Source organism: Streptomyces zagrosensis (genome assembly GCF_014203645.1).
Classification (GTDB): domain Bacteria; phylum Actinomycetota; class Actinomycetes; order Streptomycetales; family Streptomycetaceae; genus Streptomyces; species Streptomyces zagrosensis.
Genome location: NZ_JACHJL010000007.1, coordinates 1 through 26,534, shown reverse-complemented (window position 1 = coordinate 26,534; position 26,534 = coordinate 1). Strand labels below are relative to the sequence as shown.

The window sequence follows — 26,534 nt, the reverse complement described above, 5'->3', positions numbered from 1 at the left end:
CCCTAACGGGCCCCGCCGACGCCGCCGAGTGGGCCCCATTGACACTGCGTGCCAGGGTGCGGAGACTCGGCGCGGGGCAGCACACGCGAGCGCTCCCACTGGCCGAACGGACGATCGGTCGGTGGGCTGGCGGCTGCCCGCAGGGCCACCTGGGCCTGCCGCCCCGATCAGCCCCGCTGACCAGCTGGTCCGCTTCTCGACCGCTCGATCTGACCTGCTGGATCAACGGGCCGCCGCCCGGAGCCCGCCGTCGGCACCGAGGCACGACCGTCATCCACCGGAACCTTCTAACGAGGGACGACCACCGTATGAATGACCGCCTTCGCGACGTGTACATCGTCGATGCAGTCCGCACGCCGATCGGAAAGTACGGCGGCGCGCTGTCCGGCGTACGGCCGGACGACCTCGCCGCGCATGTCCTCGGCTCGCTCATGGAGCGCGCGCCCGCGCTCGACCCGGCCCGTGTCGACGATGTGTATTTCGGCAACGCCAACGGCGCGGGCGAGGAGAACCGCAATGTGGCCAGGATGGCGGTGCTGCTCGCCGGGTTACCGGTCTCGGTGCCGGGCGCGACCGTCAACCGGCTGTGCGGCTCCGGCCTTGAGGCCGTCGTACAGGCGGTGCGTGCCGTCGCCGTGGGGGACGCACAGGTGGTGGTCGCGGGCGGTGTCGAGTCGATGAGCCGCGCACCGTACGTGCTGCCCAAGCCGGACCGACCGTTCCCGCCGGGCAACCAGACGCTGCTGAACACGACGCTGGGCTGGCGGATGGTCAACCCGCAGATGCCTCCGCAGTGGACGACACCGCTCGGTGAGGGCGCCGAACTCATCGCCGACCAGCACAAGATCAGCCGCGCGGCGCAGGACTCGTTCGCGCTCGCCAGCCATGAAAAGGCCGCGCGGGCCTGGAAGGACGGGGCCTACGACGCGGAGGTGGTGCCGTGTCCCGCCGCCGCCTTGGACCGTGACGAGACCATTCGCCAAAACACCTCACTCGACGCACTGGCCCGGCTCAAGCCCGCCTTCCGTACGGACGGCACGGTCACGGCGGGCAACTCATCGCCGCTCAACGACGGGGCGGCGGCGCTGCTGGTGTGCGACGAGGAGGGGCTGCGGGCCAGCGGTCGCGAGCCGCTCGCCCGAGTACGGGCCACGGCGGTCACCGGCATCGAGCCGCAGTATTTCGGGCTCGGCCCGGTACGGGCGGTGCGGCAGGCGCTGAAGCGCAGCGGCCACACCTTCGCCGACCTCGCCACCTTCGAGCTCAACGAGGCGTTCGCGGCCCAGGCGCTGGGCTGCTTGGCGGAGTGGCCCGATCTGAACCCGGACATCGTCAACCCGCGCGGCGGCGCCATCGCCATCGGCCATCCCCTCGGCTGCTCCGGCGCCCGTCTGGCGGGCTCGGTGGCCCACCAACTCGCCGCGGCAGGCTCGGGCGTGGGGCTCGCCGCCCTGTGCATCGGGGTCGGCCAGGGCCAGGCCCTGGTCCTGGAACGCTGACCACTGCGGGTCAAACCCGCGGACCGCGGCGGGCCCGAACACCGGCAGCTCCCCGGGCCCGCCGCCCCGGCTCGACCCTGGCGCCTCGACGCCCTGCCGCCCCGAAGGCCCTGCCGCCACCAACCCCACCCAGCCCCCGTCGTTCGCTCAGCGTGCGCTATGGTCCCCGAATCGCGCGAAAAGGGCTCAATTACGCACAAGGGCGGGGTAGATGACCAGCGGCTTGTGTTCGGGGAAACAGCGGCGGAAGCGAACGGTGGCCGCCGCGATCGGCAGCGTCCTGCTGTGCGGCGGCGTGGCCGGTTGCGGCTCATCGGAGCCGGGGGCCGAGGAACGGCCCGAGCGGGCGGCACCGAGCGCGCCCACCAGCGCACCGCAGGTCGCGCCCGCGACGGCGGTACGCGAGGCCGCGCGCAAGGGCGAGGCGTTCACAACTGTGCATTACCGCACGCTCGCCCAGACCCCGAAGGACGGGCTGGTGACGAGCGACGTGACGATGACCGCCGCCCCCTTCAGCCTGAGCGTGACGCACTACGCGCCCGGAGAGCCCGGAGAGCCCGGAGAAAATACTGGCATTGAGGCGACGGCGGAGACCCCCATCCTGGGGGAGATGCGCATCGTCGATGGGGCGACGTACGTCAAGGGCGACGCGGAGACCACGGCCAAACTCGGCGACACGCCCTGGATGAAGCTGGACGTCTCGGCCCCGCGCAAGGACGGCACATCCGAGCCGGACCTGGGCCGCCTCAAGGGCCGGACACCGAAGAACCCAGCGATCGGGGCGTCCTTCCTCGCCGAGTCCCACGACCTGCGCCGAGCGGGCACCGAGACCATCATGGGTGTGAGCACCACTCACTACCGGGGCACGCTCAGCACGACCGAACTCCGTAAAAATTCGGCCACCACCAAGGACCCGGCCCGCCGGGCGAGCCGTGAGGAGGCCATCGAGGAGTTCGAGAAGACGGGCGCCAAGCGGTTCTCAACGGACATGTGGATCGACCCGGACGGCTTCACCAAGCAGTTCACGATGAGCGCCACGACCCCTGACGGCCCCGTGGCCATGGAGCTCACCTTCCTCGCCCACAACGAGGGGTTCAGCATCGACCCGCCGCCGGCCGACCAGATCACCCATGAGTCGGACCACAGCGGGCAGTCGAACGGCTAGGACCGCGCGCCGTGCGGGTGTGAAGGCAGCGCCCCACCCGCACGGCGGCAGCCCCCCGAGGGGCCGCGCTGTGGGCACGTACCGTTGGCTACGACACTCCGTATCGGTGAAGAGGAGCGCGCAGGATGGCGAAACGGCGGCTGGTGGTCATTGGAGGGGACGCGACCGGAATGTCGGCGGCCTCACAGGCCCGCAGGCTCAAGGACCCGGACGAGCTGGAGATCATCGCCTTTGAGCGCGGCCACTTCACCTCGTACTCCGCCTGCGGCATCCCGTACTGGGTCGGCGGCACCGTGGACGGCCCCGACGCGCTCATCGCGCGCACACCGCAGGAGCACCGCAAGCGCTCCATCGATCTGCGGATGCGCACCGAGGTCACCGAGCTCGACCTCGATCGGCAACAGGTCCGTACCCGCGATCTTGAGTCACCCAGTGCCACCGAGCGCTGGACGGGCTTCGACGACCTGGTCATCGCGACCGGCGCCCGGCCCCTGCGCCCTCCGCTGCCCGGCATCGACGCCCCCGGGGTGCACGGAGTGCAGAGCCTCGACGACGGTCAGGCCCTGCTCGATGCGCTGAGCGCGGCAGAAAGCAGCGCACAGGAGGGCGACGCGCGCCGGGCCGTGGTCATCGGGGCCGGCTCCGTTGGCGTGGAGATGGCCGAGGCGCTGGTCCGACGCGGCTACCAGGTGACGGTCGTGGACCAGGCCGAGCAGCCCATGACCACACTCGACCCCGACATGGGGCGACTGGTGTACGAGGCGATGTGCGGGCTCGGCATCCACACGGTGCGCGGTGTGGCGGTGACCGAGATCCGCACCGGCTCGGACGGCAGGGTCTGCGCCGTGGCCACCGAGGACGCCGAGTACCCCGCCGACATCGTCGTCCTTGGGCTAGGCGTACGCCCCGAGACCACGCTGGCGCAGCAGGCGGGGCTGCCGCTCGGCGCATCCGGCGGGCTGCTGACCGACCTGTCGATGCGGGTACGCGGGCAGCAGCACATCTGGGCGGGCGGCGACTGTGTGGAGGTGCTTGACCTGGTGTCAGGACGCACCCGGCATATCGCGCTCGGCACGCACGCCAATAAGCACGGACAGGTCATCGGCTCGGGCGTGGGCGGCGGCTACGCCACCTTCCCCGGTGTGGTCGGCACGGCCGTCAGCAAGGTCTGCGACCTGGAGATCGCCCGTACGGGAGTCCTTGAGGAGCAGGCGCGAGAGGTGGGGTACCAGTTCGTCACCGCCACCATCGAATCCACCAGCCGGGCCGGCTACTACCCGGGCGCCTATCCGATGTGGGTCAAGATGATCGCCGAGCGCCGTACGGGGCGGCTCCTCGGTGTGCAGATCGTGGGCCGCGAGGGGGCGGGCAAGCGCGTGGACATCGCCGCTGTGGCGCTGACCGCGGGCATGACGGTGGAACAGATGACGGCGCTCGACCTCGGCTACTCGCCGCCCTTCTCGCCGGTCTGGGACCCCGTTTTGGTGGCAGCCCGCAAGGCGGCGGCGGAGGTGTCCCGCGACGCGGCGGGCCAGCGCTGAGCTGGCTGGCTGACTGACTGGCTGACTGGCTGACTGGCTGACTGGCTGACTGGCTGACTGGCTAACCCAATTCCGCGCTGACCCAGTTCGGTCCGGTCCCGCCCAGTGCGAACTAGCCTCGCCTAGTTCGCACTGGCCTGGTCCGCTGCCGCGACGCCGGGGCGCGGCGCGGGCCCGCGGCGGGGCCGCGCCGGTCGAGCGCCGGTTGGACGCACGTTGACGAGCTAGCGCTGCGTGCGCTCGTGCACGTACGCCACGAGTCGCGTCAGCGCCTCCGGGTCGGTGTCCGGCAAGACGCCGTGGCCCAGGTTGAAGATGTGGCCATCCAGCCCGCGCGCCGCCTCAAGCACCTCATCGGTCGCGGCCTCGACCGCTGCCCGCGGGGCGAACAAAACGGCGGGGTCGAGGTTGCCCTGAAGCGCCGTGCCGGGGCCGACGCGGCGGTGGGCCTCGTCCAGCGGAACCCGCCAGTCCACGCCGACGACATCCGCACCCGCCTCGCCGAGCAGCGGCAGGAGTTCGCCGGTGCCGACGCCGAAGTGGATACGAGGCACGCCGAGCCCGGCGACCGCGTCGAAGACCTTGACCGAAGCGGGCATGACGGAGCGCCGGTAATCGGCCGGCGCGAGGGCGCCCACCCAGGAGTCGAAGAGCTGCACGGCACTCGCGCCCGCCTCGATCTGCACGGTGAGGAACGCGGCCGTGATGTCGGCGAGCCGGTCGAGCAGTTCGGCCCATAGCTCCGGGTCGCCGTACATGAGCGCCTTGGTGTGCTCGTGGTTGCGTGACGGGCCACCCTCGACGAGATAGCTGGCGAGGGTGAACGGCGCGCCTGCGAAGCCGATGAGCGGCGTCGAACCGAGCTCCCCGACGAGCATTCCCATCGCCTCAGTGACGTACTTCACATCGTCAGGGGTGAGTGGCCGAAGTTGGTCGAGATCGGCACGCGAGCGGATGGGCCGCTCGATGACCGGACCGACCCCCGGCTTGATGTCGAGGTCGATGCCGATCGCCTTCAGCGGCACCACGATGTCGCTGAAGAAGATCGCGGCGTCCACACCGTGCCGCCGCACCGGTTGCAGCGTGATCTCCGTGACCAGGTCAGGCCGCATACAGGAGTCCAGCATGGCGGTGCCTTCCCGCACCTTGCGGTACTCAGGCAGCGAGCGACCCGCCTGGCGCATGAACCACACCGGGGTGTGCGGCACCGGCTCCCTGCGGCACGCCCGCAAGAATGCGGAGTCGTACGCCGCGGTGCGGCCGGTCTGCTGCTGCTGGCTCGTCGGCTGGGAGTTGACGCTCATGTCCCAAATCTTCGCACGGGCCGAACGAGTGACCCGCCCATGCGGGTGTTCCTACCCGAACCAGCTCCGTTCTCCGCCTAGTCTTCCCCGCATGGCTGCGGCTCACGGACACTTCGCTGACGGTGCGAGCGGTGCGGACGGCGCGGACGGGGAAGTCACCCCGCTCGTGTTCCGACACGCGGTCGCCGGGCTACGCGACGCGCGGCTGCGGCCCGAGTTGGAGATCGACTCAACGCCGCCGCCCCGGCGCCTCGCGCCGTTCTCGTACGCGCTGGAGGCAGCAGTCGTCGTCGATGACGAGGAACTGGCGGAGGGCCGGCTCATTTTGCTGCACGACCCGGCGGGACACGATGCCTGGAAGGGTACGTTCCGCATGGTGACGCTCGTCCATGCCGATCTGGAGCCCGAGATGGCCGCCGATCCGCTGCTGCCGGAGGTGTGCTGGTCGTGGTTGACCGGTGCGCTGGCCGCGCGCGGCGTGGTCTACAGCGAGCCCAGCGGCACCGTGACCCGAGCCGGATCGCACTACTTCGGCGGGCTCGCCGACCGTGACCCATCGACCCGGATCGAGATCCGGGCCTCGTGGACCCCGGCGGACTGGGTCGGCACCGCCGACCTGGGCGCACGAAACGGGCGAGGTGGCCCCGCCGCCGCGGAGCCGGTGCCCGACACCGCCTCCCATCTGTCGGCGTGGGGCGACCTGCTCTGCCAGATCGCGGGGCTGCCACCGGTGGGCGCAGGCGAACCGGGCATCGTCACCCTCCCCCAACGCAGAGGCCCCCTCCCCCGCTGAACCACCGCGCAAGCGAACCCCCGCACGCATCAACCACCGCCCGCACGCGCCGACGAGGGGCGCGTACACCGGCGGCAGGCGCATAACCGGCCCCGTACGACCACGCGCACCACGATCAGCCCGCACGCGGCCCACCCCGCCACGGCCCACCGCCCCCGATACTGCGGCAGGCACGAGCCCCGCCCCGTAGGCGCCGACGAGACCCGACTCCACGAACCCGCGTCCAGCCCGCCACACACTGACCGCGGCCTCCCCGATTCCCGGCGCTGCGCCAGCACCGATCCGGCACCGACGCCGCCCGTACGCCGCCACCGCTCCTCCCTCACACCGCCTCGGCGTCAAGCCGCCATCGACTGGGGCCGCGCCGGTTTCGGCGCCTACCGCACCCCAGCGGCCGACCCGACCAACGGTCCGTATTGCCCCAATTGTTACCAACTATTTCGTGATCACTCACTAAAGCCGGGCGCCTGAGCTGCCGAAGGATCACATGACCCTTCCCGCACGGAACGTCCCGCTTACTCCCCGAGCACGACGTCCGTTTTGCCACTCCCCCCAGGAGGCCTGGTGTCTGTTCTTCTTGAGCAACCTTCGAGCCTGGTCGCCTACCGCCCGAACAAGCCGACCGCCATGGTCGTCGTGGCCGACCCCCGAGTCCGCTCCACCGTCACCCGCCATCTGTGGGCGCTCGGAGTGCGTGACGTCATCGAGGCGTCGTCCATCGCGGAGGCCCGCCCCCGAGTCGGAAACCCGCGCGATATCTGCGTCGCCGACGTCCACCTCCCTGACGGCTCGGGGCTCACCCTGCTCTCCGAGACCCGCGCCGCCGGCTGGCCCAACGGCCTGGCCCTCTCCGCCGCCGACGACATCGGCGCCGTACGCAACGCCCTCGCGGGCGGCGTCAAGGGCTACGTGGTCACCGGCACCAGGACCAACCTCGGCCTCCCCGGCCGCCCGGGCGCCGCGCCAGTGGGCGCGGCAGCCGCCCGACTGCACCGCCGGCCCCCCGGCGCCCCCGGCCACCCCGGTGGCTACCGCGAGCTGTCGGGGCGCGAGGTGGAGGTGCTGCGGCTGGTAGCGGAGGGCCAGTCCAACAAGGCCATCGGCGTCTCGATGGGCCTGTCCGCACTTACCGTCAAGAGCCATCTGGCGCGCATTGCTCGCAAGCTGGGCACCGGAGACCGGGCCGGCATGGTCGCCGTCGCGCTGCGGACGGGGATCATCCACTAACCGTGATCAGGTACCTGTAGACGCGCTGTTGACCTCGCGTACCCGCGCCCGCCGGCGGAGATGTCCCGCCGGCGGGCGCGTGCCATGCCCGCCATCCGCGGCTTATCGCACCCTGTGGGCGATTAAGCCGCCACCGGGCCAAGAAGGTCTGTTCCACGACATGTCCTGAGAGGTCTGGGGGCATCTGTGGGGCAATGCACCGAGTACGCACCCGGTGCGGGGACATCAGATTCCGGCCGCACGGGCGCGGATGGGAACTACTGAGCGTGGTTGACGCAGGTCAGCGCCCACTACGTGGAATCAGGGCAGGTCACCGCCTCGCGCGGCCTATACCCTTGACGGGTGACCGACGCCCAAGAAGCCGCAGCAGAGACGACACTGCGAACCGCCGGGGGCGGCCCCCCGGACAGCCCATCGGCAGCGGTCCCCCTGCTGGAACCACGCGAGGGCATCCCACCGGTCGTCGCCGGTCCCGATGCCCTCGCCGAGATCATCGCGGCCTTCGCGGCGGGGTCGGGGCCGGTGGCCGTGGACGCCGAGCGCGCCTCCGGCTATCGCTACGGGCAGCGCGCGTATCTGGTCCAGTTGCGCCGTGCCGGTGCGGGGACCGCACTGATCGACCCCGTCGGCTGTCCTGATCTGTCGGGGCTAGCCGCCGCGATCATGGACGCCGAGTGGGTGCTGCACGCCGCAACTCAGGATCTGCCGTGCCTGCGCGATATAGGCATGGTTCCGCAACGGCTCTTCGACACCGAGCTAGCGGGGCGGCTTGCCGGGTTCGCCCGGGTGGGGCTCGGCCCGATGGTGGAGAACGTGCTCGGTTACGCCCTGGAAAAGGGCCACTCCGCGGTTGACTGGTCCACCCGCCCGCTGCCCGAGCCGTGGCTGCGTTACGCCGCGCTCGATGTGGAGCTCCTGGTGGACCTGCGAGACGCCCTGGAGGCGGAGCTGGCCGAGCAGGGGAAGCTGGAGTGGGCCCGGCAGGAGTTCGCGGCCATCGCCGCGGCGCCGCCCGCCCCGCCGCGCAAGGACCCCTGGCGGCGCACTTCGGGCATGCACAAGGTGCGCAGGCGTCGGCAGATGGCCGTGGTGCGCGAGCTGTGGGAGGCCCGCGACCAGATCGCCCAGCGGCGCGATGTCTCGCCCGGCAAGGTCCTCAGCGACGGCGCCATCGTCGAGGCGGCCCTCGCGCTGCCGACCAGCGCCCGCGCACTGGCCGCGCTGCCCGGATACGGCTCGCGGATGAGCCGCCGCCAGCTGGAGCAGTGGCAGGCGGCCGTGGAGCGGGCGCGCACCCTGCCCGAGACGGACCTCCCCCAGCCGGGACAGCCGCTGAACGGCCCGCCGCCGCCTCGGGCCTGGGCCGACAAGGACCCGGCCGCCGCCGCCAGGCTGTCCGCCGCGCGCACCGCGGTGACCGCACTCGCGGAGGGGCTGAACCTGCCCCAGGAGAATTTGATCACCCCCGATACGGTCCGGCGGCTGTGCTGGGAGCCGCCGGCCGAGGCGACGGCGGAGAGCGTCGCGGCGGTGCTCGGTGGGTACGGGGCCAGGGCCTGGCAGATCGAGTTGGTCACGCCCGCGCTCACCGCGGCACTGCTGACGCCGGCGGCCTGAGCAAGGCACGTAAAGCAGCCCGAGCTAGGTACGTGCCAGCCTGAGCAAGGCACGTAAAGCAGCCGCTCAGGGTGTGATCTGCGCCGCTTAGCTCGTAGGGGGTGGGCAGCTTGGTTACTCGTAAGTAGCATGGCGGTGTGAGCCCGCCGCTACGTCTTGCGGTGAGCTCTGCCGGGTGACCTGCCCTGTGTATCCGGCCAGCCCCGTGAGTGAGCGAGCCAGCGGGCGCTGGTCGCGCCGTATCCGGTGGCGAGCGAACACTACGAGAGGGAGATCCAACGTGCCTCGTACCGCTAGGGACGTCGTCTTCGTTGACGGCGTCCGGACCCCGTTCGGCAAGGCGGGCCCGAAGGGCATCTACCACGAGACCCGAGCCGATGACCTGGTCATCAAGTGCATCCGGGAACTGCTGCGCCGCAACCCCGGTCTGCCACCGGAGCGGATCGACGAGGTGGCCTTGGCCGCGACCACTCAAATCGGTGACCAGGGCCTGACCCTGGGCCGCACCGCCGGCATCCTGGCGGGGTTGCCGCAGTCCGTGCCCGGTTTCTCCATCGACCGGATGTGTGCCGGCGCGATGACGGCCGTGACCACGACCGCGGGTTCCATCAGCTTCGGCGCATACGACGTCGTGGTCGCGGGCGGCGTGGAGCACATGGGGCGGCACCCGATGGGCGAGGGCGTGGACCCCAACCCGCGCTTCGTGTCGGAGAAGCTGGTCGATGAGTCCGCCATGTTCATGGGCATGACGGCGGAGAACCTGCACGACCGGCTGCCGCACATCACCAAGCAGCGCGCGGACGAGTACGCCGTACGCAGTCAGGAGAAGGCCGCCAAGGCGTACGCCAACGGCCAGATCCAGCAGGACCTGGTGCCCATCTCCATCCGCCGCACCAGCCCGGAGGCCGGGGAGACCGGCTGGGGCCTGGCCACCGCCGATGAGCCGATGCGCCCGGGCACCACGCTGGCGAACCTGGCGGGCCTCAAGACGCCCTTTCGCCCGCACGGCCGCGTCACCGCGGGCAACGCGGCGGGCCTCAACGACGGCGCCACCGCCTCGCTGATCGCCGCCGAGGACGTGGCGCACGAGTTGGGCCTGCCGGTCAAGATGCGCCTGGTCTCCTACGCCTTCGTGGGCGTGGAGCCCGAGGTCATGGGCATCGGGCCGGTTCCGGCAACACACAAGGCGCTCGCCAAGGCGGGCCTTTCGATCGACGACATCGGCCTGTTCGAGGTCAACGAGGCGTTCGCGGTGCAGGTGCTCTCGTTCCTGGACCACTACGGCATCGCCGATGACGACCCGCGGGTGAACCAGTACGGCGGCGCCATCGCCTACGGCCATCCGCTGGCCTCCTCCGGCGTGCGGCTGATGACGCAGCTCGCCCGGCAGTTCGAGGAGCAGCCGCAGGTGCGCTACGGCATCACCACCATGTGCGTCGGCTTCGGCATGGGCGGCACGGTCATCTGGGAAAACCCCCACTGGGAGGGCAAGTGAGCACCACCACCACAGCCACCACCGCTGAACTGCTGAGGGGCGCGGCCGAGTTGTTCCCGGACGAGGTCGTGACGCAGGCACACGTACGCCATCTCGACCTGCCCGGCGCCGGGCGGTTCGCGCTGATCACCCTGGACAACGGCTTCGACCACACCAAGCCGACCACCTTCGGCCCGCAGTCGCTGGCCAACTTGGACGCGGCGATCGACCAGGTGGAAAAGGAGGCCGCGGACGGTGAGATCACCGGCGTCGGCCTCACCGGCAAGCCGTTCATCTTCGCCGTCGGCGCCGACCTCAAGGGCGTCGAGCTGCTGAAGCGACACCCGGACGCGCTGGCCATCGGCAAGGGCGGCCACGACGTCTTCAAGCGGCTCTCCCAGCTCGCCGTGCCCACCTTCGCGTACTACAACGGCGCGGCGATGGGCGGCGGCGTCGAGGTCGGCCTGCACTGCACGTACCGCACCGTCTCCAAGACGCTGCCTGCCTTCTCGCTGCCCGAAGTTTTCCTCGGTCTGGTGCCCGGCTGGGGCGGCTGTGCGCTGCTGCCGAACCTGATCGGCGCGGACCGCGCGGTCTCGGTGATCATCGAGAACTCGCTCAACCAGAACAGGCAGCTCAAGGGGCAGCAGGTCTTCGACCTCGGGATCGCGGACGCGCTGTTCGATGGCGCGGACTTCCTGGAGCAGTCGCTGCTGTGGACGGCGTCGGTACTCCAGGGCAAGACCGAGGTCGTACGGCCCGAGGTGGACCGGGGCGAGGCGTGGGACCAGGCCGTCGAGCGCGGCCGGGCCATCGCCGACTCCAAGGTGCACGGCGCGGCCCCGGCCGCCTACCGGGCGCTGGAGATCATCGCCGCGGCCAAGAGCGGCGACCTGCGGCAGGGTTTCGACGCCGAGGACCAGGCGCTCGCCGACCTGATCATGGGCGGCGAGCTGCGCGCCGGGATCTACGCGTTCAACCTGGTCCAAAAGCGCGCCAAGCGGCCCGCCGGTGCCCCGGACAAGTCGCTGGCCCGCCCGGTCTCCAAGGTCGGCGTGGTCGGTGCGGGGCTGATGGCCTCGCAGCTCGCGCTGCTGTTCGTCCGCCGTCTTCAGGTGCCGGTCGTGTTGACCGACATCGACCAGGAGCGTGTGGACAAGGGCGTGGGATACGTCCACGAGGAGATCGACAAGCTGCTGCTCAAGGGCCGCGTCAACCAGGACCAGGCCAATCGCCTCAAGGGTCTGGTGACCGGCTCCCTCGACAAGGCCGCCGCATTCGGTGACGCGGACTTCGTCATCGAGGCCGTCTTCGAGGAAATGGCCGTCAAGCAGAAGGTGTTCGCCGAGGTTGAGGCGGTCGTGCCGAAGCACGCCATCTTGGCCACGAACACCTCATCGCTTTCGGTCAGCGAGATGGCCTCGCAACTCAGCCACCCGGAGCGGGTCGTTGGCTTCCACTTCTTCAACCCGGTCGCCATCCTGCCGCTGCTTGAGATCGTGCGCGGCGCGCAGACCGACGACGCGTCGCTGGCCACCGCCTTCGCGGTCGCCAAGTCGCTGAAGAAGACCGCGGTGTTGGTCAAGGACGCCCCGGCGTTCGTCGTCAACCGCATCCTGACCCGCTTCATGGGCGAGATCCAAAACGTCATCGACGAGGGCACCCCGGTGGCCACCGCCGAGAAGGCCATCGAGCCGCTCGGGCTGCCGATGTCCCCGCTGGTCCTCCTTGAGTTGGTGGGCCCGGCGATCGGCCTGCATGTGTCGGAGACGCTGAACCGGGCGTTCCCGGACCGCTTCACGGTCTCGCCGAACCTGAAGGCCGTCGTGGCGGCGGGCAAGCGCGGCTTCTACGTCTATGACTCCGGAAAGCCGGAGTTGGACCCGGAGGTTGCGGCGCTGCTCCAGCAGGGCGACACGGTGCTGACGCAGGAGCAGGTGCGCGCCCGAGTGCTGGACGCCGTCGCGCAGGAGATCGGCCTGATGCTTGAGGACGGCATCGTCGCCGAGGCGCAGGACATCGACCTGTGCCTGATCACCGGCGCGGGCTGGCCCTTCCACCTGGGCGGCATTACGCCGTACCTGGACCGCGAGGGCGTATCGCAGCGGGTCACCGGCAAGCGGTTCCTGGAGCAGGGGCTGGCGAGCGTTCCGGCGTAACCGCCGCATACAGGGCACCTGGCCCACAGAGCGTCCGGCCCACAGGGAATCCGGGCCCCAGGAAGCCGGGCCCCAGGAATCCGGGGAGTGTCACGCGGCGCTGAGCGTGGCGCTCCCCGGTTTTTTGCGCGCTGCCTGTGCTGCTCTGTGCTGCGCACGCTCGCTGGTGGTGCGTGCCCCGGCCGGACGCGCCGGGTGCGCGGTGGTGCGTACCCCGGCTGGACGCACCGCGTGCGCCTGGCCGTGCCACGTGCTACACCGCGCTCCATGCGTCGAGCGCGAGCCCCGGCTCGGTCGTCTTTTGCCGGGCGACCCGCAGTTCCCGGTCGGGGCCCAGCGCGGCGAGCACCACCCGCCCGTAGCCGTCGAGCGACAGCGCGGGCTCGGTCAGGCCGCAGTCGCCGGTGGGCGTCCACCACACTCCGGCCGCCTCGTTCTCGGTGGGGTAGGCCGCCACGGCCAGCCGCCCGGTACCCGGCTCGTGCTGGGCGAGAACCGTGCAGTCGTACCCGTAGACGGGCGCCTGGATGACGGCGGCGGGCCCCTGCCCCTCGCCGCCGCCCAGGGAGATGGGCTCGGTACCGTCGCCGGGGCGGTAAGCGAAGATCTCGCGGGTCTTCGCGTCCCGCCAGTAGTGGGTGAGGGTGTCGTGGCTGGTCTCGACGCCAGAGACGGAACCGGGCTGCGGGTCCGCATCGAGGTCGTCGCCGCGCTTGAGGCCGCCGCCTGGCTCGGTCATGTACCAGCGCAGCGCGCCACTGGTGGTCGGCGCGATGAACTCGACCCGGCCCTCCGCGGTCGCGACGGCCGACAGGCCCTCGGTGACGTCCTTGCCCTTGAAATCAACCCAGCCGCTCCACTTGCCCTTGCCGTCCTGGCGGCGCGCGCTGATGCCGCCCCCAGCGTTACGGACGATGATGTGGACGGCGCCGTCCTTGCCGACGACCGTGGCCACCACCGTGACCCGGCTGGCCTTGCGCCAGTCGTTGGGGTGCGGGGTGCCCAGCGAGTGCCAGACCGTGGTCGGCCGCCCCGTCTGGTACTGGGTGGCGTGCACCACATCGACGTCCAACTGATCGTCCGGGGCACGCTTCTCCCGCAGGCCCACCAGATGGACATAGCCATCCAGGCCCTGGCCAACCGAGCAGACGCTCAGCCCTGGCGCATCCAGCCACACCGGCCCCGCCCACTGTGGGCCTCCGGGACGGGTCTCCGTCCAGCGGGCGATGCCGCCTGCCGCTGGGGCGTAGGCCGAGAGCCTGCCGTCCTTGCCACGCAGCAACCGCAACACCATGGTTCGCAGACAACCTTCCCTCACGTGACACCGACCATAGTATTTTGCCTGGCCGAGCACACCGCTTGCGCACCCGATGGCAATACGGCTCAGTGACAGCGATCGTGCCAGGCTGAGCGCATGAAGGCACTCGTGGTGGTGGACGCGGCGAATGTGGTGGGCTCCGTACCCGATGGATGGTGGCGAGACCGGCACGGCGCAGCCGAACGACTACGGGACGCGCTGGCTGCTTACGCATCCACGGGGCTCCCCGCCCGCGCGGACGTGCCCGCGTGGGCGTGCGAGGCGCCCGTGGAGATTGTGCTCGTCGTGGAGGGCAAGGCGCGCGCCGTGGACTCGGTGCCCAAGGTACGGGTCGAGGCCGCGCCGGGCAGCGGCGATGACCACATCGTCACGCTGGTCGGCGACCGAGCCCCCGAGCGGCCCTGCCTGGTGGTCACCGCCGACCGCGAACTTCGTTCCCGAGTAGGCGCCTTGGGCGCGAGCGTCGTCGGGCCGCGAGCGGTACACGGGTAGCTAGCGGGTGCCGCAACGCGACCAGCACGACCAGCCCAGCCAGTACAGCCAGCCCAGCTAGTACAGCTAGTACAGCTAGTACAGCTAGTACAGCCAGCACGAGCAGCGGGCGAGTCGTCAGGCAGCCAGCGGAAGCTGAAGGGGGATCAAGGGCGTGTGCGCCCGCATGGGCGCTGGCGTGTACGCCCGCGTGGGCGCTCTAGTCGTGCCCCGTGCGCGCCCTGGTCACGCCGTTGCGCGCTCCGTCCGACCTGCTGGAGCCAATTGGCCAGCCGCAGCCCGTCCGGGTAGCAGCCGCTTCCGCCCCCGAGGGCTTCCCAGGGCGTACGGCCCAGCGGACGCGCCCCTAGTCCGCCCGGTCCGTGGTGGCGCTCATACGGCTGTGGGAGCGCCCGTACCCGACGTAAAGGACGTAACCGATCACCATCCACACCGCGAACCGCAACCAGGTCTCCGTTGGCAGGTTGAGCATCAGCCACAGCGAGGCGAGCACGGAGACGATGGGCAGCAGCGGCACCAGTGGGGTGCGGAAGGCACGCGGCAGGTCGGGCCGGGTGCGGCGCAGGATGATCACACCGAGCGCCACCACGACGAAGGCGAACAGCGTGCCGATGTTCACCAGCTCCGCGAGCTCGGACAGGCTGGTGAAGCCCGCCACGACGGCGACCACGGTGCCGAGCAGCACCGTGGACCGGTACGGGGTGCCGAAGTGCGGGTGGACCCGCGAGAAGGTCCGCGGTAGCAGCCCGTCGCGGCTCATGGCGAAGAAGACCCGGGTCTGGCCAAGGAGCAGGATCATGCACACCGTGGTGAGCCCGACCGCGGCGCCGAAGCTGATGACCCCGGAGTAGAACGGGTGCCCGTTGGCCTTGAACGCGTCGGCCAGCGGAGCGTCCACGGTCAGCTCGGTGTACTTCTGCATGCCGGTGACCACGACCGACACCGCGACGTAGAGCACCGTGCAGACGATGAGCGAGCCGATGAGGCCGCGCGGCACATCGCGCTGCGGACTCTTGGTCTCCTCCGCGGCGGTGGCCACGATGTCGAAGCCGATGAACGCGAAGAAGACGACGGCCGCCGCGGTGAAGATGCCCTGCACACCGAAGGTCGTCGGCTCGTACCCGAACATGACCTGGATCAGCGGTGCGGCCATCCCCGCGCCCTTGTCGGTGGCCCCCTGGGCCTCGGGGACGAACGGCCGGTAGTTGTCGGCCTTGACGAAGAAGGACCCGGCGATGATCACCAGGAGTACCACGCCCACCTTGATGGCCACGATCAGTGAGGTGACCCGCGCGGACAGCTTCATGCCGGCGATCAGCACCCCCGTCAGCAGCAGGATGAGGAGAAAGGCGAGCAGGTCGAAGCCGAAGCCCTCCGCGTCGCTGGTGCCGGACAGCCACTGCGGCAGATGCCAGCCGGCGTTGTCGAGCAGCGAGCGCACATAGCCCGACCAGCCCACGGCAACCACGGCACAACCGAGCGCCATCTCCAACATCAGGTCCCAGCCGATGATCCAGGCGGGCAGTTCGCCCAGCGAGGCGTACGAGAAGGTGTACGCGGAGCCCGCCACCGGCACGGTCGAGGCGAACTCCGCGTAGCACAGGGCGGCCAGCGCACAGACGAGCCCCGCCACGACGAACGAGAGCGCGACCGCCGGGCCCGCGGTGTCCCTGGCGATCTGCCCGGTGAGGACGAAGATGCCGGTGCCGATGATGACCCCGACGCCGAAGACGGTGAGGTCGAGGGCGGTCAGGGACTTGCTCAGTGCGCGGTCGGGCTCCTCCGTGTCCCGAATGGACTGTTCGACGGTCTTCGTCCGGAAGTAGCCCCCGGCGTTGCCCTGGGTTTCCTGTGTGCTCACCGGCGGACCTCCACGCTCGCTCAACCGCGCATCGCGACAAGCTCTCGCATGGCGGCGGGCGACCGGCCTCGCACACAGCCGGGGACCATCCGGTTCACCCGATGAGGGGTGGACCACGCCGTCTCACTCCCCCACTCGGAGCACACGGGCCCCATCGGCCCCCATCGCCTCCATCGCCCCCGCAGGCCCTGTATTGGGCGTGTGGCGGCCCGTGGCCCCTGACCGCGGGCCCACGGCTGGCCAGGCCCGCTGCCCGGCAGCTCACCGAGCCGATGGCGCGCGCTGACGCTCCCGTACACCCTGCGCAGTGCTAAGGCTCGCGGGAGGCGCTCACTTGGCGGCCCAGCTCACTCGCTGCCCATGGCCTCGGCGAGCTGGGCCGGGGACATCTCGCCGGGTGCCCGGCGCCCCCGTGCGCAGTCGTTCGCCACCCGGCGCAGCGTCTCGTTCACCGGCGTGGGCACCCCGTGCAGCCGCCCAAGCAGGACGATCTCCCCGTTGAGGTAGTCCGCCTCGATCGACCCAGTGCCGCGCACCACGCTCTGCCACGACGAACCGCCGCCCGCCCAGGCGCCGTCGAGCGGGCGCACATCGACCTTCCCCTCGCGGGAGACCCGCAACTCGGCCGGGCCGACCCGGTCGATGCCCGCGGCGTCGAGGACGGCGGCGCCCTCCGCCGCGGCGCGCTGCGCCAGGGCCATGGCCTGGCTGCCGCCGCCCAGCCCGCAGATGGCCTCTACGGCGTTGCCGAGGTTGGCGAGCAGCTTCGCGTACTTCCAGCGCATGACGTCGGGCACCACGGGTGCCAGGAAGACGGACTTCTCCGCTGCGGCGGCGAACCGCCGCAGCACCTGGTCTGCCCCACCGTCCGCAGCCGGCACTGCTCCAGCGTCCGCAGCCGGTACCGCCGCGCCACCCGCAGCCGGGGCCGGGTAGCGGCCCACGGTGAGGACGCCGGTGTACGGGGCGCATGGGGCGGCCACCACGCCTGGCTCCAAGAAGCTCGCGGGAAGCACCACACACATGCCGTACACGCGGCGGAAGCGGCGTAGCGCCAACCGTTCGTTCGCCACCCCGTTCTGGGCGCAGATCAGCGGCAACCGGTCGGCAGCTGTGCCTCCCCCGGCCACCGGCCGGGGCGCCCAGGCATCCAGCGCCGCCACGCTGTCCTGCGTCTTGACGGCCAAGATGAGCACATCGTCCGGGTGTAGCCGCACCGCGTCGGGACCAGCCGCCACGGGCACCGGCAGATCGAGCATGCCATCCGGTGTCACCAGGCGCAGCCCCCGCTCGCTCAGCGCCGCGTACTGGGCCCCACGGGCCACCATGAGCACGTCGTGACCACTGTCGTGGAGCCGTCCGCCGATGGCCCCGCCGATCGCACCGGCGCCGATGATGACGTACCGCATAGGGACCCCTCGTGGTTGTCCTGACGTAACTGATCCGCGCTGGCTGTCCGGCCCATCCGAGCCCCGTGGCCGCCAGGCAGCGAGCCGGGCCACCCCGGGGATGCGGGCCAGCCGCGCCGACCGGGCGGGGCACCGATGGTTCGCCGCCCAAGCCAGAACGTACCCGCGCGGCCCCAGCGAGCCGCGGGCAGGGCACAGACCAGGCAGGGGTCCATAGGAGCCGCGCCTTACCCCAGGCCGGGTCCAGCAGTCAGAAGTCGTGCTGCACCGCGAGGTCGGGTCCAGCAAGCCGCACGGTACGGGGCCTGGCCTCAGAGCGGCACAGCACAAAGCCGGGCCGGCCACCGCTGGCGTGACGCCACGGTGGCCGGCCCGGCAGCAGCCGGTGGCCGGACCTTGCCGCCTTGGTGGACGGTGGCCCAGGCCGTGGCAGCGTTAGTCGCGTGCGGGCTCCGCGGACCCGGCATGGACTCCGGCGGCCCCTGCCGCGGTCGCCTCGTACCTGCCGTCGATCTTCGCCACGAGCCCGGTCACCTGGCGGGCGATGTCCGGCGCGGTGAGGCCGATCTCCGCCAGGATCTCCTTGCGGGATGCGTGGTCGAGGAAGCGCGGCGGAATGCCGAAGTCGCGCAGCGGAACGTCCACATCCGCGTCGCGCAGTGCCTGCGCGATGGCGGACCCGACGCCGCCCACCCGGCTGTTGTCCTCGACCGTGACGACCACCCGGTGCCGCTCGGCCAACACGGGCATCGTCTCGTCCACCGGTTTCACCCAGCGCGGGTCCACCACGGTCGTGGAGATGCCCTGCTTGTCGAGGAGGTCGGCGACCTCAAGACACATCGGGGCGAGCGCGCCGATCGACACCAGCAGCACATCGGCGCGGCCCGCGGGCCGGCCCTCGGAGGCGGGCTCGCGCAGGATGTCCATGCCGCCGATCCGGTTGACGGCCTTGACCGCCGGGCCCACCGCGCCCTTGGAGTAGCGCACCACGGTCGGTGCGTCAGTGACCTCGACGGCCTCCCTGAGCTGGGCGCGGACCTGGTCGGCATCGCGCGGCGCGGCCAGCCGCAACCCCGGCACGACCTGGAGGATGGACATGTCCCACATGCCGTTGTGCGAGGCGCCGTCGGTGCCGGTGATCCCGGCCCGGTCCAGGACGAAGGTCACTCCGCACTTGTGCAGCGCCACATCCATCAACACCTGGTCGAAGGCACGGTTGAGGAAGGTGGCGTAGACGGCGAAGACCGGGTGCAGCCCGCCGGTCGCCAGGCCCGCCGCCGACACGGCCGCGTGCTGCTCGGCGATGCCCACATCGAAGACCCGGTCCGGGAACGCCTTGGCGAACTTCTCCAGGCCCACCGGCTGGAGCATCGCAGCCGTGATCGCGACGATGTCGTCGCGCTCCGTGCCGAGCTTGACCATCTCCTCACCGAAGACCGAGGTCCAGTCGGCGCCCGAGGAGGAGATCGGCAGGCCGGTATCCGGGTGGATCTTGCCGACTGCGTGGAAGCGGTCGGCCTCGTCCTGGAGGGCGGGCGTGTAGCCGCGGCCCTTTTCCGTCAGGCAGTGCACGATGACCGGGCCGCCGAACCGCTTGGCCCGCTCCAGCGCGGACTCCAGCGCCTCGATGTCGTGGCCGTCGATCGGACCGACGTACTTCAGGCCCAGATCCTCGAACATGCCCTGCGGGGCGATGAAGTCCTTCAGGCCCTTCTTGGCGCCGTGCAGCGTGCCGTACAGCGGCCGGCCCACGACCGGAGTGCGCTCCAGAAGGTCCTTACCACGGGCGAGGAAGCGCTCGTAGCCATCGGTGGTGCGCAAGGTGGCCAGGTGGTTGGCGAGGCCACCGATGGTCGGTGCGTACGAGCGCTCGTTGTCGTTGACGACGATGACCAGCGGGCGGTCCTTCGCGGCGGCGATGTTGTTGAGCGCCTCCCAGGCCATGCCGCCGGTGAGCGCGCCGTCGCCGATGACGGCGACCACGTGGTCCTTCTTTCGGCGCAGCTCGTTGGCCTTGGCGAGGCCCTCGGCCCAGCCCAAGACGGTGGAGGCGTGGCTGTTCTCGATGACGTCGTGCTCGGACTCGGCGCGCGAGGGGTAGCCGGAGAGGCCGCCCTTGCTCTTGAGCTTGCCGAAGTCCTGACGGCCCGTGAGGAGCTTGTGCACGTAGGACTGGTGCCCGGTGTCGAAGAGCACCCGGTCCTGCGGGGAGTGGAAGACGCGGTGCAGGGCGATGGTCAGCTCGACCACGCCGAGGTTGGGGCCCAGGTGTCCGCCGGTCTTGGCAACTGCGTCAACGAGGAACGAGCGGATCTCGGCCGCCAGCTCATTCAGTTGCTCGGGACTGAATCGGTCGAGGTCGCGTGGCCGCTTCACACGGCTCAGCAGTCGCCACCCGTCCGCTGCCTCCGTACGCGCTGCACGCGGCTCCTTCGGCACTGTGCCTCCTTGGTGTAGAGCTGTCGAGCCTTGCCAGTTCGACGAGTCTAATGTTCCGCACTTACCGGTGATGCCGCGGCGATGCGACGTAACTCACGTGGGTGGTCCAGATCTCGGACCATCAACAGCACACCCGCACATGCGTACCGCGCGCCGGGCGGGCCAGAAACCTGGCTCGCGCCGGCGCACGAGAACAACGGACTTAAGCGCCTTGCTGTGCGCCCTGCCCTGCCCCCGGGAGGGGAGCTGGTCCCGTCCGCCCTGCCGCAGTCCCGCGAGCGGCCCCGCAGCAGTTCTTGGCAGCAGTTCTTGTCTTCAGCGACGCTGCGGGGAGCTACCGGTAAACCACCGGTGAGCCACCAAGGAACCGTCGCGAAGCCACCGGGGTACACAGCCGTGAGCTAGCCACGCCCGGCCGAGCGCTGGGTGCGGCGTGAAACGGAGTCGATTACCACAGCCGCAAGCAGCACGCCACCGGTGATCATGTACTGCACCGAGGCCTCGATGCCGAGCAGCGCCATGCCGGAGGCGATGGAGCCGATGACGAGCATGCCGAGCAGCGCCGACCAGACGCTGCCCCGGCCGCCGAAGAGGCTGGTGCCGCCGATGACCGCCGCGGCGATGGCCTCCATCAGGAGGTTGCCGGTGCCGGCGCCCTGGTTCGCGGCGGCGATCCGGGAGGCGATGAACAGGCCGCCCACCGAGGCCATGAGGCCGGAGATCGCGAAGACGGTGATCCGTACCAAGGTGACGTTGATGCCCGCCCGGCGCGCGGCCTCCACGCCACCGCCCACGGCGAAGACCTTGCGGCCAAAGCGGGTGCGGCGCAGCAGCACGTCGTAAGCGATCAACACCACCAAAAAGATCAGCAGTGCCAGCGGCAGCCCCTTGTACTCGTTCAGCCGCCAGGCCACCGCAAACGCCAGCACGGCCAGCACGGCGGTACGCACCAAGATCTCGCTGAGCGGCCTGGAGGGCACGCCCGCGGCCTGCCGGCGCCTGGCGTCGAGGAGTTGAGCGGCGAGGAAGCTTGCGACGGCGAGCCCGGCGACACCGTAGGCGACGGCTATGTAGACGAAGTAGTGGCTGGTGAGATAGACGATGAAGCTGTCGCGGTCGAGGTTGATGGTGCCCGTGGTGCCCAGCACCTGGAGCATCAGGCCGTTCCAGGCGAGGAGCCCGGCCAGGGTGACGACGAACGCCGGGACGCCGATACGCGCGAAGAAGAAGCCGTGCAGCGCTCCGGCCGCGGCGCCGGCGGACAGGGCGATGAGAATGGCGAGCCACTCGGACATGCCCTCGTTGACGTAGAGCACGGCGAGGATCGCGGCGGCCAGGCCGCTGACCGAACCGACCGACAGATCGATCTCGCCGAGCAGCAGCACCAAGACGATGCCGACCGAGATCATCCCGGTGCCGACGATGTAGATGGACAGGTCGGAGAGGTTCTTCGGGGAGAGGAAGGCCGAGTCCTTCCATTGGAAGACGGCCCAGATGATGGCGAGGCCGACCACCACCGGGACCGAGCCGAGCTCACCGCCACGTAGCTTGCGGCCGAATTCCTGGAGGTATCCCTTGAAGCCGCGCTCCCTCACCAGGAGCCGAGGATCGATGGCGGCGACCGCGCCCGGCGCCACGGGAGCGCCCTTGATCGGGCGCGCGGCCGAGGAGCCGGGCTGCGCTGCGCCGGTGGCGGCGGCTGATGCGGTTTCGGTTGCGCTGTGCGTCGCTTCGGTCGTCGCGCTGGCGGTGCCGCTGGTGGTGCCAGTGCTGCCGGTGGTGCCTGTGGTGCCGGTGCCGGCGTCCGCCTCGGCGGCGGTTGTTGCGGCGTGGTCGCGCGGCTCGGGCTCGTCGGCTGGCGTGTTGAGGTCGGTGGTCACTTCTGGTCCTCCGCGTCCGAGGTACGGGCCTTACGGCGGGTGACAGCGTTGTCGGTTGCGCCGGTGATCGCGGAGATGATGTCTTCCTGCGAAGTCGTCGCGACGTCGAAAGTGCCGTTGTTACGGCCGAGCCTGAGCACCGCGACGCGGTCGGCTACGGCCTTGACGTCGGCCATGTTGTGGCTGATGAGGACGACCGCCAGGCCCCGCTCACGCAGCCGTTCCACCAGGTCGAGCACCTGCGCGGTCTGCTCCACGCCGAGCGCGGCGGTCGGCTCGTCGAGGATCACCAGACCCGGCTCGCCCAGCATGGACCGAGCGATGGCCACCGTCTGCCGCTGGCCGCCGGAGAGCGAGGCAATGGGGATGCGAACGCTGGGGATGCGGATCGACAGCGTCTCCAAGAGCTCACGCGAGCGGCGCTCCATCTCGACCTCGTCCAGGATGCCGGCGCGGGTGATCTCGCGGCCGAGGAAGAGATTGCCGACCACATCGATGTTGTCGCACAGCGCGAGGTCTTGGTACACGGTCGCGATGCCCAGCGCCTGCGCGTCGTGCGGGCGCTCAACCCGCACCTGCTCGCCCCGCCACTCGATGACGCCGTCGTCGGCGGGACCGACCCCGGCAATCGTCTTGACCAGGGTGGATTTACCGGCACCGTTGTCACCCACCAGGGCAACCACCTCACCGGCATGGACCTCAAGCTCCACGTCGGTGAGCGCCTGGACGGCACCGAACCGCTTGGAGATCCCTCGCAACGCCAGTACGGGCGTAGCGGTCACATCAACCATCTCCTTCACCGCCCACGGGGGCGGGGGATGCGCCGCACCACCGGGGCGGGCGCGTACAGAACTCGGGGGAGCCACTGGGTCCCGGTCGCGGCCGGGCCGGCGGCTACAGCAGGCCGGCCCGCTGGCAGGCGTCCTTGAACTTGGGCGCGCAGATCTTGCCCAGCGGGTACAGGCCGTCCTTGAGAACCGTTTCCTTGATGTTCTCCACCGTCAGCGCGACCGGTGGAATCAAGGTCGCCGGGACGTCCTTCGTGGTCGGGCTGTCCACGGCGGTCTTGGCCGGGATGTCCTCGCCCCAGCCGAGCGCCACAGCCATCTCGGCCGCGGTCTTGGCCTCGCTCTTGTACGGCTTGTAGACGCTCATGAACTGGTCGCCGACGACGATGCGCTGCACGGCGGCGAGTTCAGCGTCTTGCCCGGTGACCGGTGGCAGCTTGTCGAAGCCGCCGTGCTGGAGAGCGGTGATGGCGCCGCCCGCCATGCCGTCGTTGGCCGCGTAGACGCCGACGATCTGGTCCTTGCCGAGCGAGGAGATGGCGCCGTTCGTGTTGTCGTGGGCGAGGTTCGGCAGCCACTTCTCCACGTCGTACGACTTGCCGATCTTGACCTTGCCCTTGAGGACGGACAGCGCGCCCTTCTTGTAGTCGCCGGCGTTCGGGTCGGCCTCCCAGCCGTTGAGCATCACGATCTGCCCCTGGGCGGCCTTGCCCCCGATCTCATCGAGCAGCGACTTGGCCTGGACCTTGCCGACCTCGGCGTTGTCGAAGGAGGTGTACGCGGAGATGGGGCCCTCAGCAAGCCGGTCGTACGCGACGACGGGGATGTCGGCCTCGTGCGCCTTCTCGACCGAACTGGCGATGGACTTGGAGTCCACCGAGTCGAGAATGATCACATCCACGTCCTTGGTGATCATTGAGTCCACCTGCTGCTGCTGGACCGACGCATCCGACTTGGCGTTCACGTACTTGACGTTGCAGGCGGAGCAGAGCTCCTCAACCCGCTTCTTAATCAAGGGCTCGTCGAAGTTCTCGTAGCGCGCGGTCTGGTCTTCCGGCAGCAGGAGCCCGATGGTGAGGGGGCTGCCCTTCTTTCGGTCCTTGGACCCGTTGCTGTCCGCCTCCTTGGCTTTGCCACAGGCGGACAGGCCCATGGTCAAACTGACGGCGGCGGTGGCGATGACGACACGACGCAGCGTCGCGTTCATGTGGGGTACCTCCCTGACGCGGCCGTCACTGCGGCCGAGGTGGCTGGAAGTCAACTCGGCCGCCAGAGGGGCGTCAAGAAGTAAATCCTTAACGAGATGGCAACGATGCCACTCGTAACGTACGTGAACTCAATCACGCACGATATGGCCAGCGTGACCGCCCGCGCCAGGGCGTCTGGCGTTGCGTGCGGGACGAGGCTCGATACCGCCCTGCGGTCAGCCACTTGGTAGCGCCGGCGACGCCAGGCAACGGGCCAGGCGATCGCTTACGGGCAGGCTGCGGCCCCCAAACGGGCAGGCGCTGGAGCAGTACGGGCAGACTGCGGGCCTTATACGGGGAGCCTTGCCGATACGGGCAGACCTTGCTCCGTTACGGGCGGCTGCGGGCCTCGTACGCGCAGGCTTCCGCTAGCCATGCCCGGGGGAGGCCGGGGCCAGGCAGTCGTACAAGACGGGGTTGGGGTGGGGTGGGGGTGGGGGTGGGGGTGGGCCGCACGGCCCGTGTCTAGTCGAGGTGGGCCGGGTGGCCGGGCGGGGCAGGGGCGTGTGCGGGTCAGACTGGAGCCTCAAGGCCCGGCTGGGCCGGGCTGGGCTGGGCTGGGCCCGGCCGGGCTGGGCTGGGCTGGGCCCGGCCGGGCTGGGCTGGGCTGGGCTGGGCTGGGTCAGCTCAGGTCAGGGCTGGGGTGCCTGCCGCGAAGGAGCCGTCGAGCAGCGTGGAGTCGCCCATTTCGCTCAACACCAAGGCCAGCGCCCCGAGTACCTCGGCCCGGCTGCCGAGTGCGCCCGGCATCACCGACAGCTGGCGGGCAGCGCTGGGGATGGCGTAGCGCGCGACCGAGTCCCGGATCGGGTCGAGTACGAGATCGCCGGCGTCCGCGAGGTCGCCACCGAGCACGACGCGGCTCGGGTTCAGCAGGTTGCACAGGTGGGCAACACCGCTTCCGATGTGCCGCCCGACATCGCCGACCACGCGGCGACAACCAGGATCGCCCTCCCGAGCGAGCGCCACCATGCGCTCTACGGTGAGGTCGGGGCCATGGCTGGAGTGCAGCAGCGGCAGCACATAACGGGCCGCGGTGAAGGTCTCCAGACAGCCGCGGTTGCCGCACCGGCAGACCGGGCCGGACTCGTCCAAGGTGATGTGCCCGATCTCGCCCGCCGTGCCGCCCGGGCCCCGGTAGATCTGGCCGCTGATCACCAGGCCCGCGCCAACGCCGCTGGCAACCTTGATGTACGCCAGGTCGGCAACCCCTCGGCCGCTCCCCCACACCAGTTCGCCAAGGGCACCCAGGTTGGCGTCGTTGTCCACGTACACCGGCACCCCGAGCCGTGCCGCGAGGTCATCGCGCGGATTGGTGCCGGCCCAGCCCGGCAGGATGGCGGTGGAGCCGAGCGTTCCGGAGGCGACGTCGATGGGTCCCGGCACGCCGAGCCCTACCCCGACCACCTTGCCCGGGTCGATGTTGGTCGCTGCGATCAGCCGTTCCACCAGGTGTTCGGCGCGGTCCATGCCCTGTGCTGCCGAGGCGTCCACGTCGAGCGGCTCGGTCTCCTCGGCGAGCACATGGTGGGCCAGGTTGCCGACAGCGACGCGTAGGTGCGCATGGCCGAAGTCCACGCCGACGACGATTCCGGCGTCCCCGCTGAGTGCGACGCTGCGGGCCCGGCGACCGCCTGCCGATGTCGGGGTGACCTCGACGGTGCCGCCGTCCTTGAGCTCGCGGACGATGTTGGAGACCGTGGCGGCCGACAGCCCGGTGGTCCGAGCGATCTCCGCTTGCGTGAGCGATCCCGCCATACGCACCGCGCGTACGACTCGCTCAAGGTTGGCCCGGTGCAGCGATGACTGCGACCCCGGAGTCTCCACGCCCATCCACTCCCGCCTCGGCGAACGGCTCGACGGCCGACCACCGGCCGGACCGCAGCGCCCGACCTTGCTTCCAACATGTGAACTCTAAGCTGATCGGCACAGGTTGCCGCTCGTCAAGTCCTCGACGCGCACCGGCCGCCTGTGCGACCCGTGCGACCCGTGCGACCCGAAGGATGCTGCCCGGTTGCACCGCTTCGGCGAACCGAGCGGCAGCACACCACGCCAACACGACCCGCCGCACCGTAACGCGCGAGGGCCGTGTGCGGTACCCGGCGGGCCCCGCCGCGCAACGGTCTGTGCGGTGTCCAAGCCCCTGCCACAACCGGCGGCGGCTCTGGTCCCGCCGAGCGGGGCCAGAGCCGTCGCGACCGAGTCCAGTGTCGCGGGAGAGGCTACTTCAGGGCGCCTGCGGTCAGGCCCGCCTGCACCTGGCGCTGGAAGATGATGTAGACCGCAAGGACTGGGAGCATGGCGATCAGCAGTCCGGAGAA

At 70.4% G+C, this 26,534-nt stretch carries 18 protein-coding genes and 1 pseudogene; 9 read left to right on the top strand and 10 right to left on the bottom strand.

Translation table 11 applies throughout. The features are described 5' to 3' along the window. The first annotated feature begins 308 nt into the window (after positions 1-308). The 3 genes from FHS42_RS14955 to FHS42_RS14945 all read left to right on the top strand — a co-directional run bounded on the left by FHS42_RS14955 (position 309) and on the right by FHS42_RS14945 (position 4,205). Positions 309-1,499, top strand: a complete 1,191-nt coding sequence (locus tag FHS42_RS14955) for a thiolase family protein (protein WP_184572716.1) — start codon at positions 309-311, stop codon at positions 1,497-1,499. A 256-nt stretch (positions 1,500-1,755) separates the two neighbouring features. Further along, on the top strand, positions 1,756-2,664 hold the full coding sequence (locus FHS42_RS14950) for an SCO4651 family lipoprotein (RefSeq protein ID WP_184572715.1): 909 nt from the start codon (positions 1,756-1,758) through the stop codon (positions 2,662-2,664). A 125-nt stretch (positions 2,665-2,789) separates the two neighbouring features. Next, positions 2,790-4,205 carry an FAD-dependent oxidoreductase gene (locus tag FHS42_RS14945; RefSeq protein ID WP_184572714.1) on the top strand — a complete coding sequence of 472 codons (1,416 nt, stop codon included), beginning with the start codon at positions 2,790-2,792 and terminating at the stop codon, positions 4,203-4,205. A gap of 224 nt (positions 4,206-4,429) precedes the next feature. On the opposite strand, the gene hemE is transcribed toward FHS42_RS14945, so the two are convergent. After that, positions 4,430-5,509 carry a uroporphyrinogen decarboxylase gene (gene hemE / locus FHS42_RS14940; RefSeq protein ID WP_184572713.1) on the bottom strand — a complete coding sequence of 360 codons (1,080 nt, stop codon included), beginning with the start codon at positions 5,507-5,509 and terminating at the stop codon, positions 4,430-4,432. Between the two features lie 91 nt (positions 5,510-5,600). Between hemE and FHS42_RS14935 the strand changes: the two genes are divergently transcribed. The 5 genes from FHS42_RS14935 to FHS42_RS14915 all read left to right on the top strand — a co-directional run bounded on the left by FHS42_RS14935 (position 5,601) and on the right by FHS42_RS14915 (position 12,779). Next, complete coding sequence (locus FHS42_RS14935; RefSeq protein WP_184572712.1) at positions 5,601-6,302, top strand: DUF3000 domain-containing protein; 702 nt, start codon at positions 5,601-5,603, stop codon at positions 6,300-6,302. A gap of 564 nt (positions 6,303-6,866) precedes the next feature. Next, positions 6,867-7,529: a response regulator transcription factor gene (locus tag FHS42_RS14930; RefSeq protein ID WP_184572711.1), complete on the top strand. Its 663-nt coding sequence runs from the start codon at positions 6,867-6,869 to the stop codon at positions 7,527-7,529. Positions 7,530-7,871: 342 nt separating this feature from the next. Beyond that, positions 7,872-9,146, top strand: a complete 1,275-nt coding sequence (locus FHS42_RS14925) for an HRDC domain-containing protein (RefSeq protein WP_184572710.1) — start codon at positions 7,872-7,874, stop codon at positions 9,144-9,146. A 280-nt stretch (positions 9,147-9,426) separates the two neighbouring features. Further along, positions 9,427-10,641, top strand: a complete 1,215-nt coding sequence (locus FHS42_RS14920) for a thiolase family protein (protein WP_184572709.1) — start codon at positions 9,427-9,429, stop codon at positions 10,639-10,641. Further along, a complete protein-coding gene (locus FHS42_RS14915) occupies positions 10,638-12,779 on the top strand; it encodes a 3-hydroxyacyl-CoA dehydrogenase NAD-binding domain-containing protein (RefSeq protein ID WP_184572708.1) in 2,142 nt (713 codons plus the stop codon). The genes FHS42_RS14920 and FHS42_RS14915 overlap by 4 nt, the downstream gene beginning before the upstream one ends. A 253-nt stretch (positions 12,780-13,032) precedes the next feature. On the opposite strand, the gene FHS42_RS14910 is transcribed toward FHS42_RS14915, so the two are convergent. Next, positions 13,033-14,073 (bottom strand): PLL family lectin, encoded by a 1,041-nt coding sequence (locus FHS42_RS14910; protein WP_184572707.1) that lies wholly within the window; start codon positions 14,071-14,073, stop codon positions 13,033-13,035. Positions 14,074-14,193: 120 nt separating this feature from the next. Between FHS42_RS14910 and FHS42_RS14905 the strand changes: the two genes are divergently transcribed. Beyond that, positions 14,194-14,589 carry a PIN domain-containing protein gene (locus FHS42_RS14905; RefSeq protein ID WP_184572706.1) on the top strand — a complete coding sequence of 132 codons (396 nt, stop codon included), beginning with the start codon at positions 14,194-14,196 and terminating at the stop codon, positions 14,587-14,589. A 346-nt stretch (positions 14,590-14,935) separates the two neighbouring features. Here the strand turns inward: FHS42_RS14905 and FHS42_RS14900 are convergent, their stop codons facing one another. From FHS42_RS14900 to FHS42_RS37045, 8 genes and pseudogenes are all read right to left on the bottom strand, one after another. Continuing rightward, a complete protein-coding gene (locus FHS42_RS14900; RefSeq protein WP_184572705.1) occupies positions 14,936-16,450 on the bottom strand; it encodes an amino acid permease in 1,515 nt (504 codons plus the stop codon). A gap of 347 nt (positions 16,451-16,797) precedes the next feature. Next, positions 16,798-17,859: a ketopantoate reductase family protein gene (locus FHS42_RS14895; protein ID WP_184572704.1), complete on the bottom strand. Its 1,062-nt coding sequence runs from the start codon at positions 17,857-17,859 to the stop codon at positions 16,798-16,800. 435 nt (positions 17,860-18,294) lie between these two features. Further along, entirely contained in the window at positions 18,295-20,247 is a 1,953-nt protein-coding gene (gene dxs, locus FHS42_RS14890; RefSeq protein ID WP_184572941.1) for a 1-deoxy-D-xylulose-5-phosphate synthase, read from the bottom strand. 452 nt (positions 20,248-20,699) lie between these two features. Next, positions 20,700-21,950 (bottom strand): sugar ABC transporter permease, encoded by a 1,251-nt coding sequence (locus tag FHS42_RS14885; protein WP_312866901.1) that lies wholly within the window; start codon positions 21,948-21,950, stop codon positions 20,700-20,702. A gap of 224 nt (positions 21,951-22,174) precedes the next feature. Further along, on the bottom strand, positions 22,175-22,969 hold the full coding sequence (locus FHS42_RS14880) for an ATP-binding cassette domain-containing protein (protein WP_184572702.1): 795 nt from the start codon (positions 22,967-22,969) through the stop codon (positions 22,175-22,177). Positions 22,970-23,072: 103 nt separating this feature from the next. Next, positions 23,073-24,173, bottom strand: a complete 1,101-nt coding sequence (locus FHS42_RS14875; RefSeq protein ID WP_184572701.1) for a substrate-binding domain-containing protein — start codon at positions 24,171-24,173, stop codon at positions 23,073-23,075. Positions 24,174-24,840: 667 nt separating this feature from the next. Continuing rightward, positions 24,841-26,040, bottom strand: coding sequence for an ROK family transcriptional regulator (gene rok7B7 / locus FHS42_RS14870; RefSeq protein WP_184572940.1), 1,200 nt, complete (start codon positions 26,038-26,040; stop codon positions 24,841-24,843). A 395-nt stretch (positions 26,041-26,435) separates the two neighbouring features. Beyond that, a pseudogene (locus tag FHS42_RS37045) lies at positions 26,436-26,534 on the bottom strand (carbohydrate ABC transporter permease); the annotation flags it as partial.

Coding starts and splice junctions, on each gene's coding strand:
- FHS42_RS14910 (WP_184572707.1), bottom strand. CDS start 14,073: ATGGTGTTGCGGTTGCTGCGTGGCAAGGACGGCAGGCTCTCGGCCTAC.
- FHS42_RS14955 (WP_184572716.1), top strand. CDS start 309: ATGAATGACCGCCTTCGCGACGTGTACATCGTCGATGCAGTCCGCACG.
- hemE (WP_184572713.1), bottom strand. CDS start 5,509: ATGAGCGTCAACTCCCAGCCGACGAGCCAGCAGCAGCAGACCGGCCGC.
- FHS42_RS14945 (WP_184572714.1), top strand. CDS start 2,790: ATGGCGAAACGGCGGCTGGTGGTCATTGGAGGGGACGCGACCGGAATG.
- FHS42_RS14875 (WP_184572701.1), bottom strand. CDS start 24,173: ATGAACGCGACGCTGCGTCGTGTCGTCATCGCCACCGCCGCCGTCAGT.
- FHS42_RS14895 (WP_184572704.1), bottom strand. CDS start 17,859: ATGCGGTACGTCATCATCGGCGCCGGTGCGATCGGCGGGGCCATCGGC.
- FHS42_RS14935 (WP_184572712.1), top strand. CDS start 5,601: ATGGCTGCGGCTCACGGACACTTCGCTGACGGTGCGAGCGGTGCGGAC.
- FHS42_RS14905 (WP_184572706.1), top strand. CDS start 14,194: ATGAAGGCACTCGTGGTGGTGGACGCGGCGAATGTGGTGGGCTCCGTA.
- FHS42_RS14880 (WP_184572702.1), bottom strand. CDS start 22,969: ATGGTTGATGTGACCGCTACGCCCGTACTGGCGTTGCGAGGGATCTCC.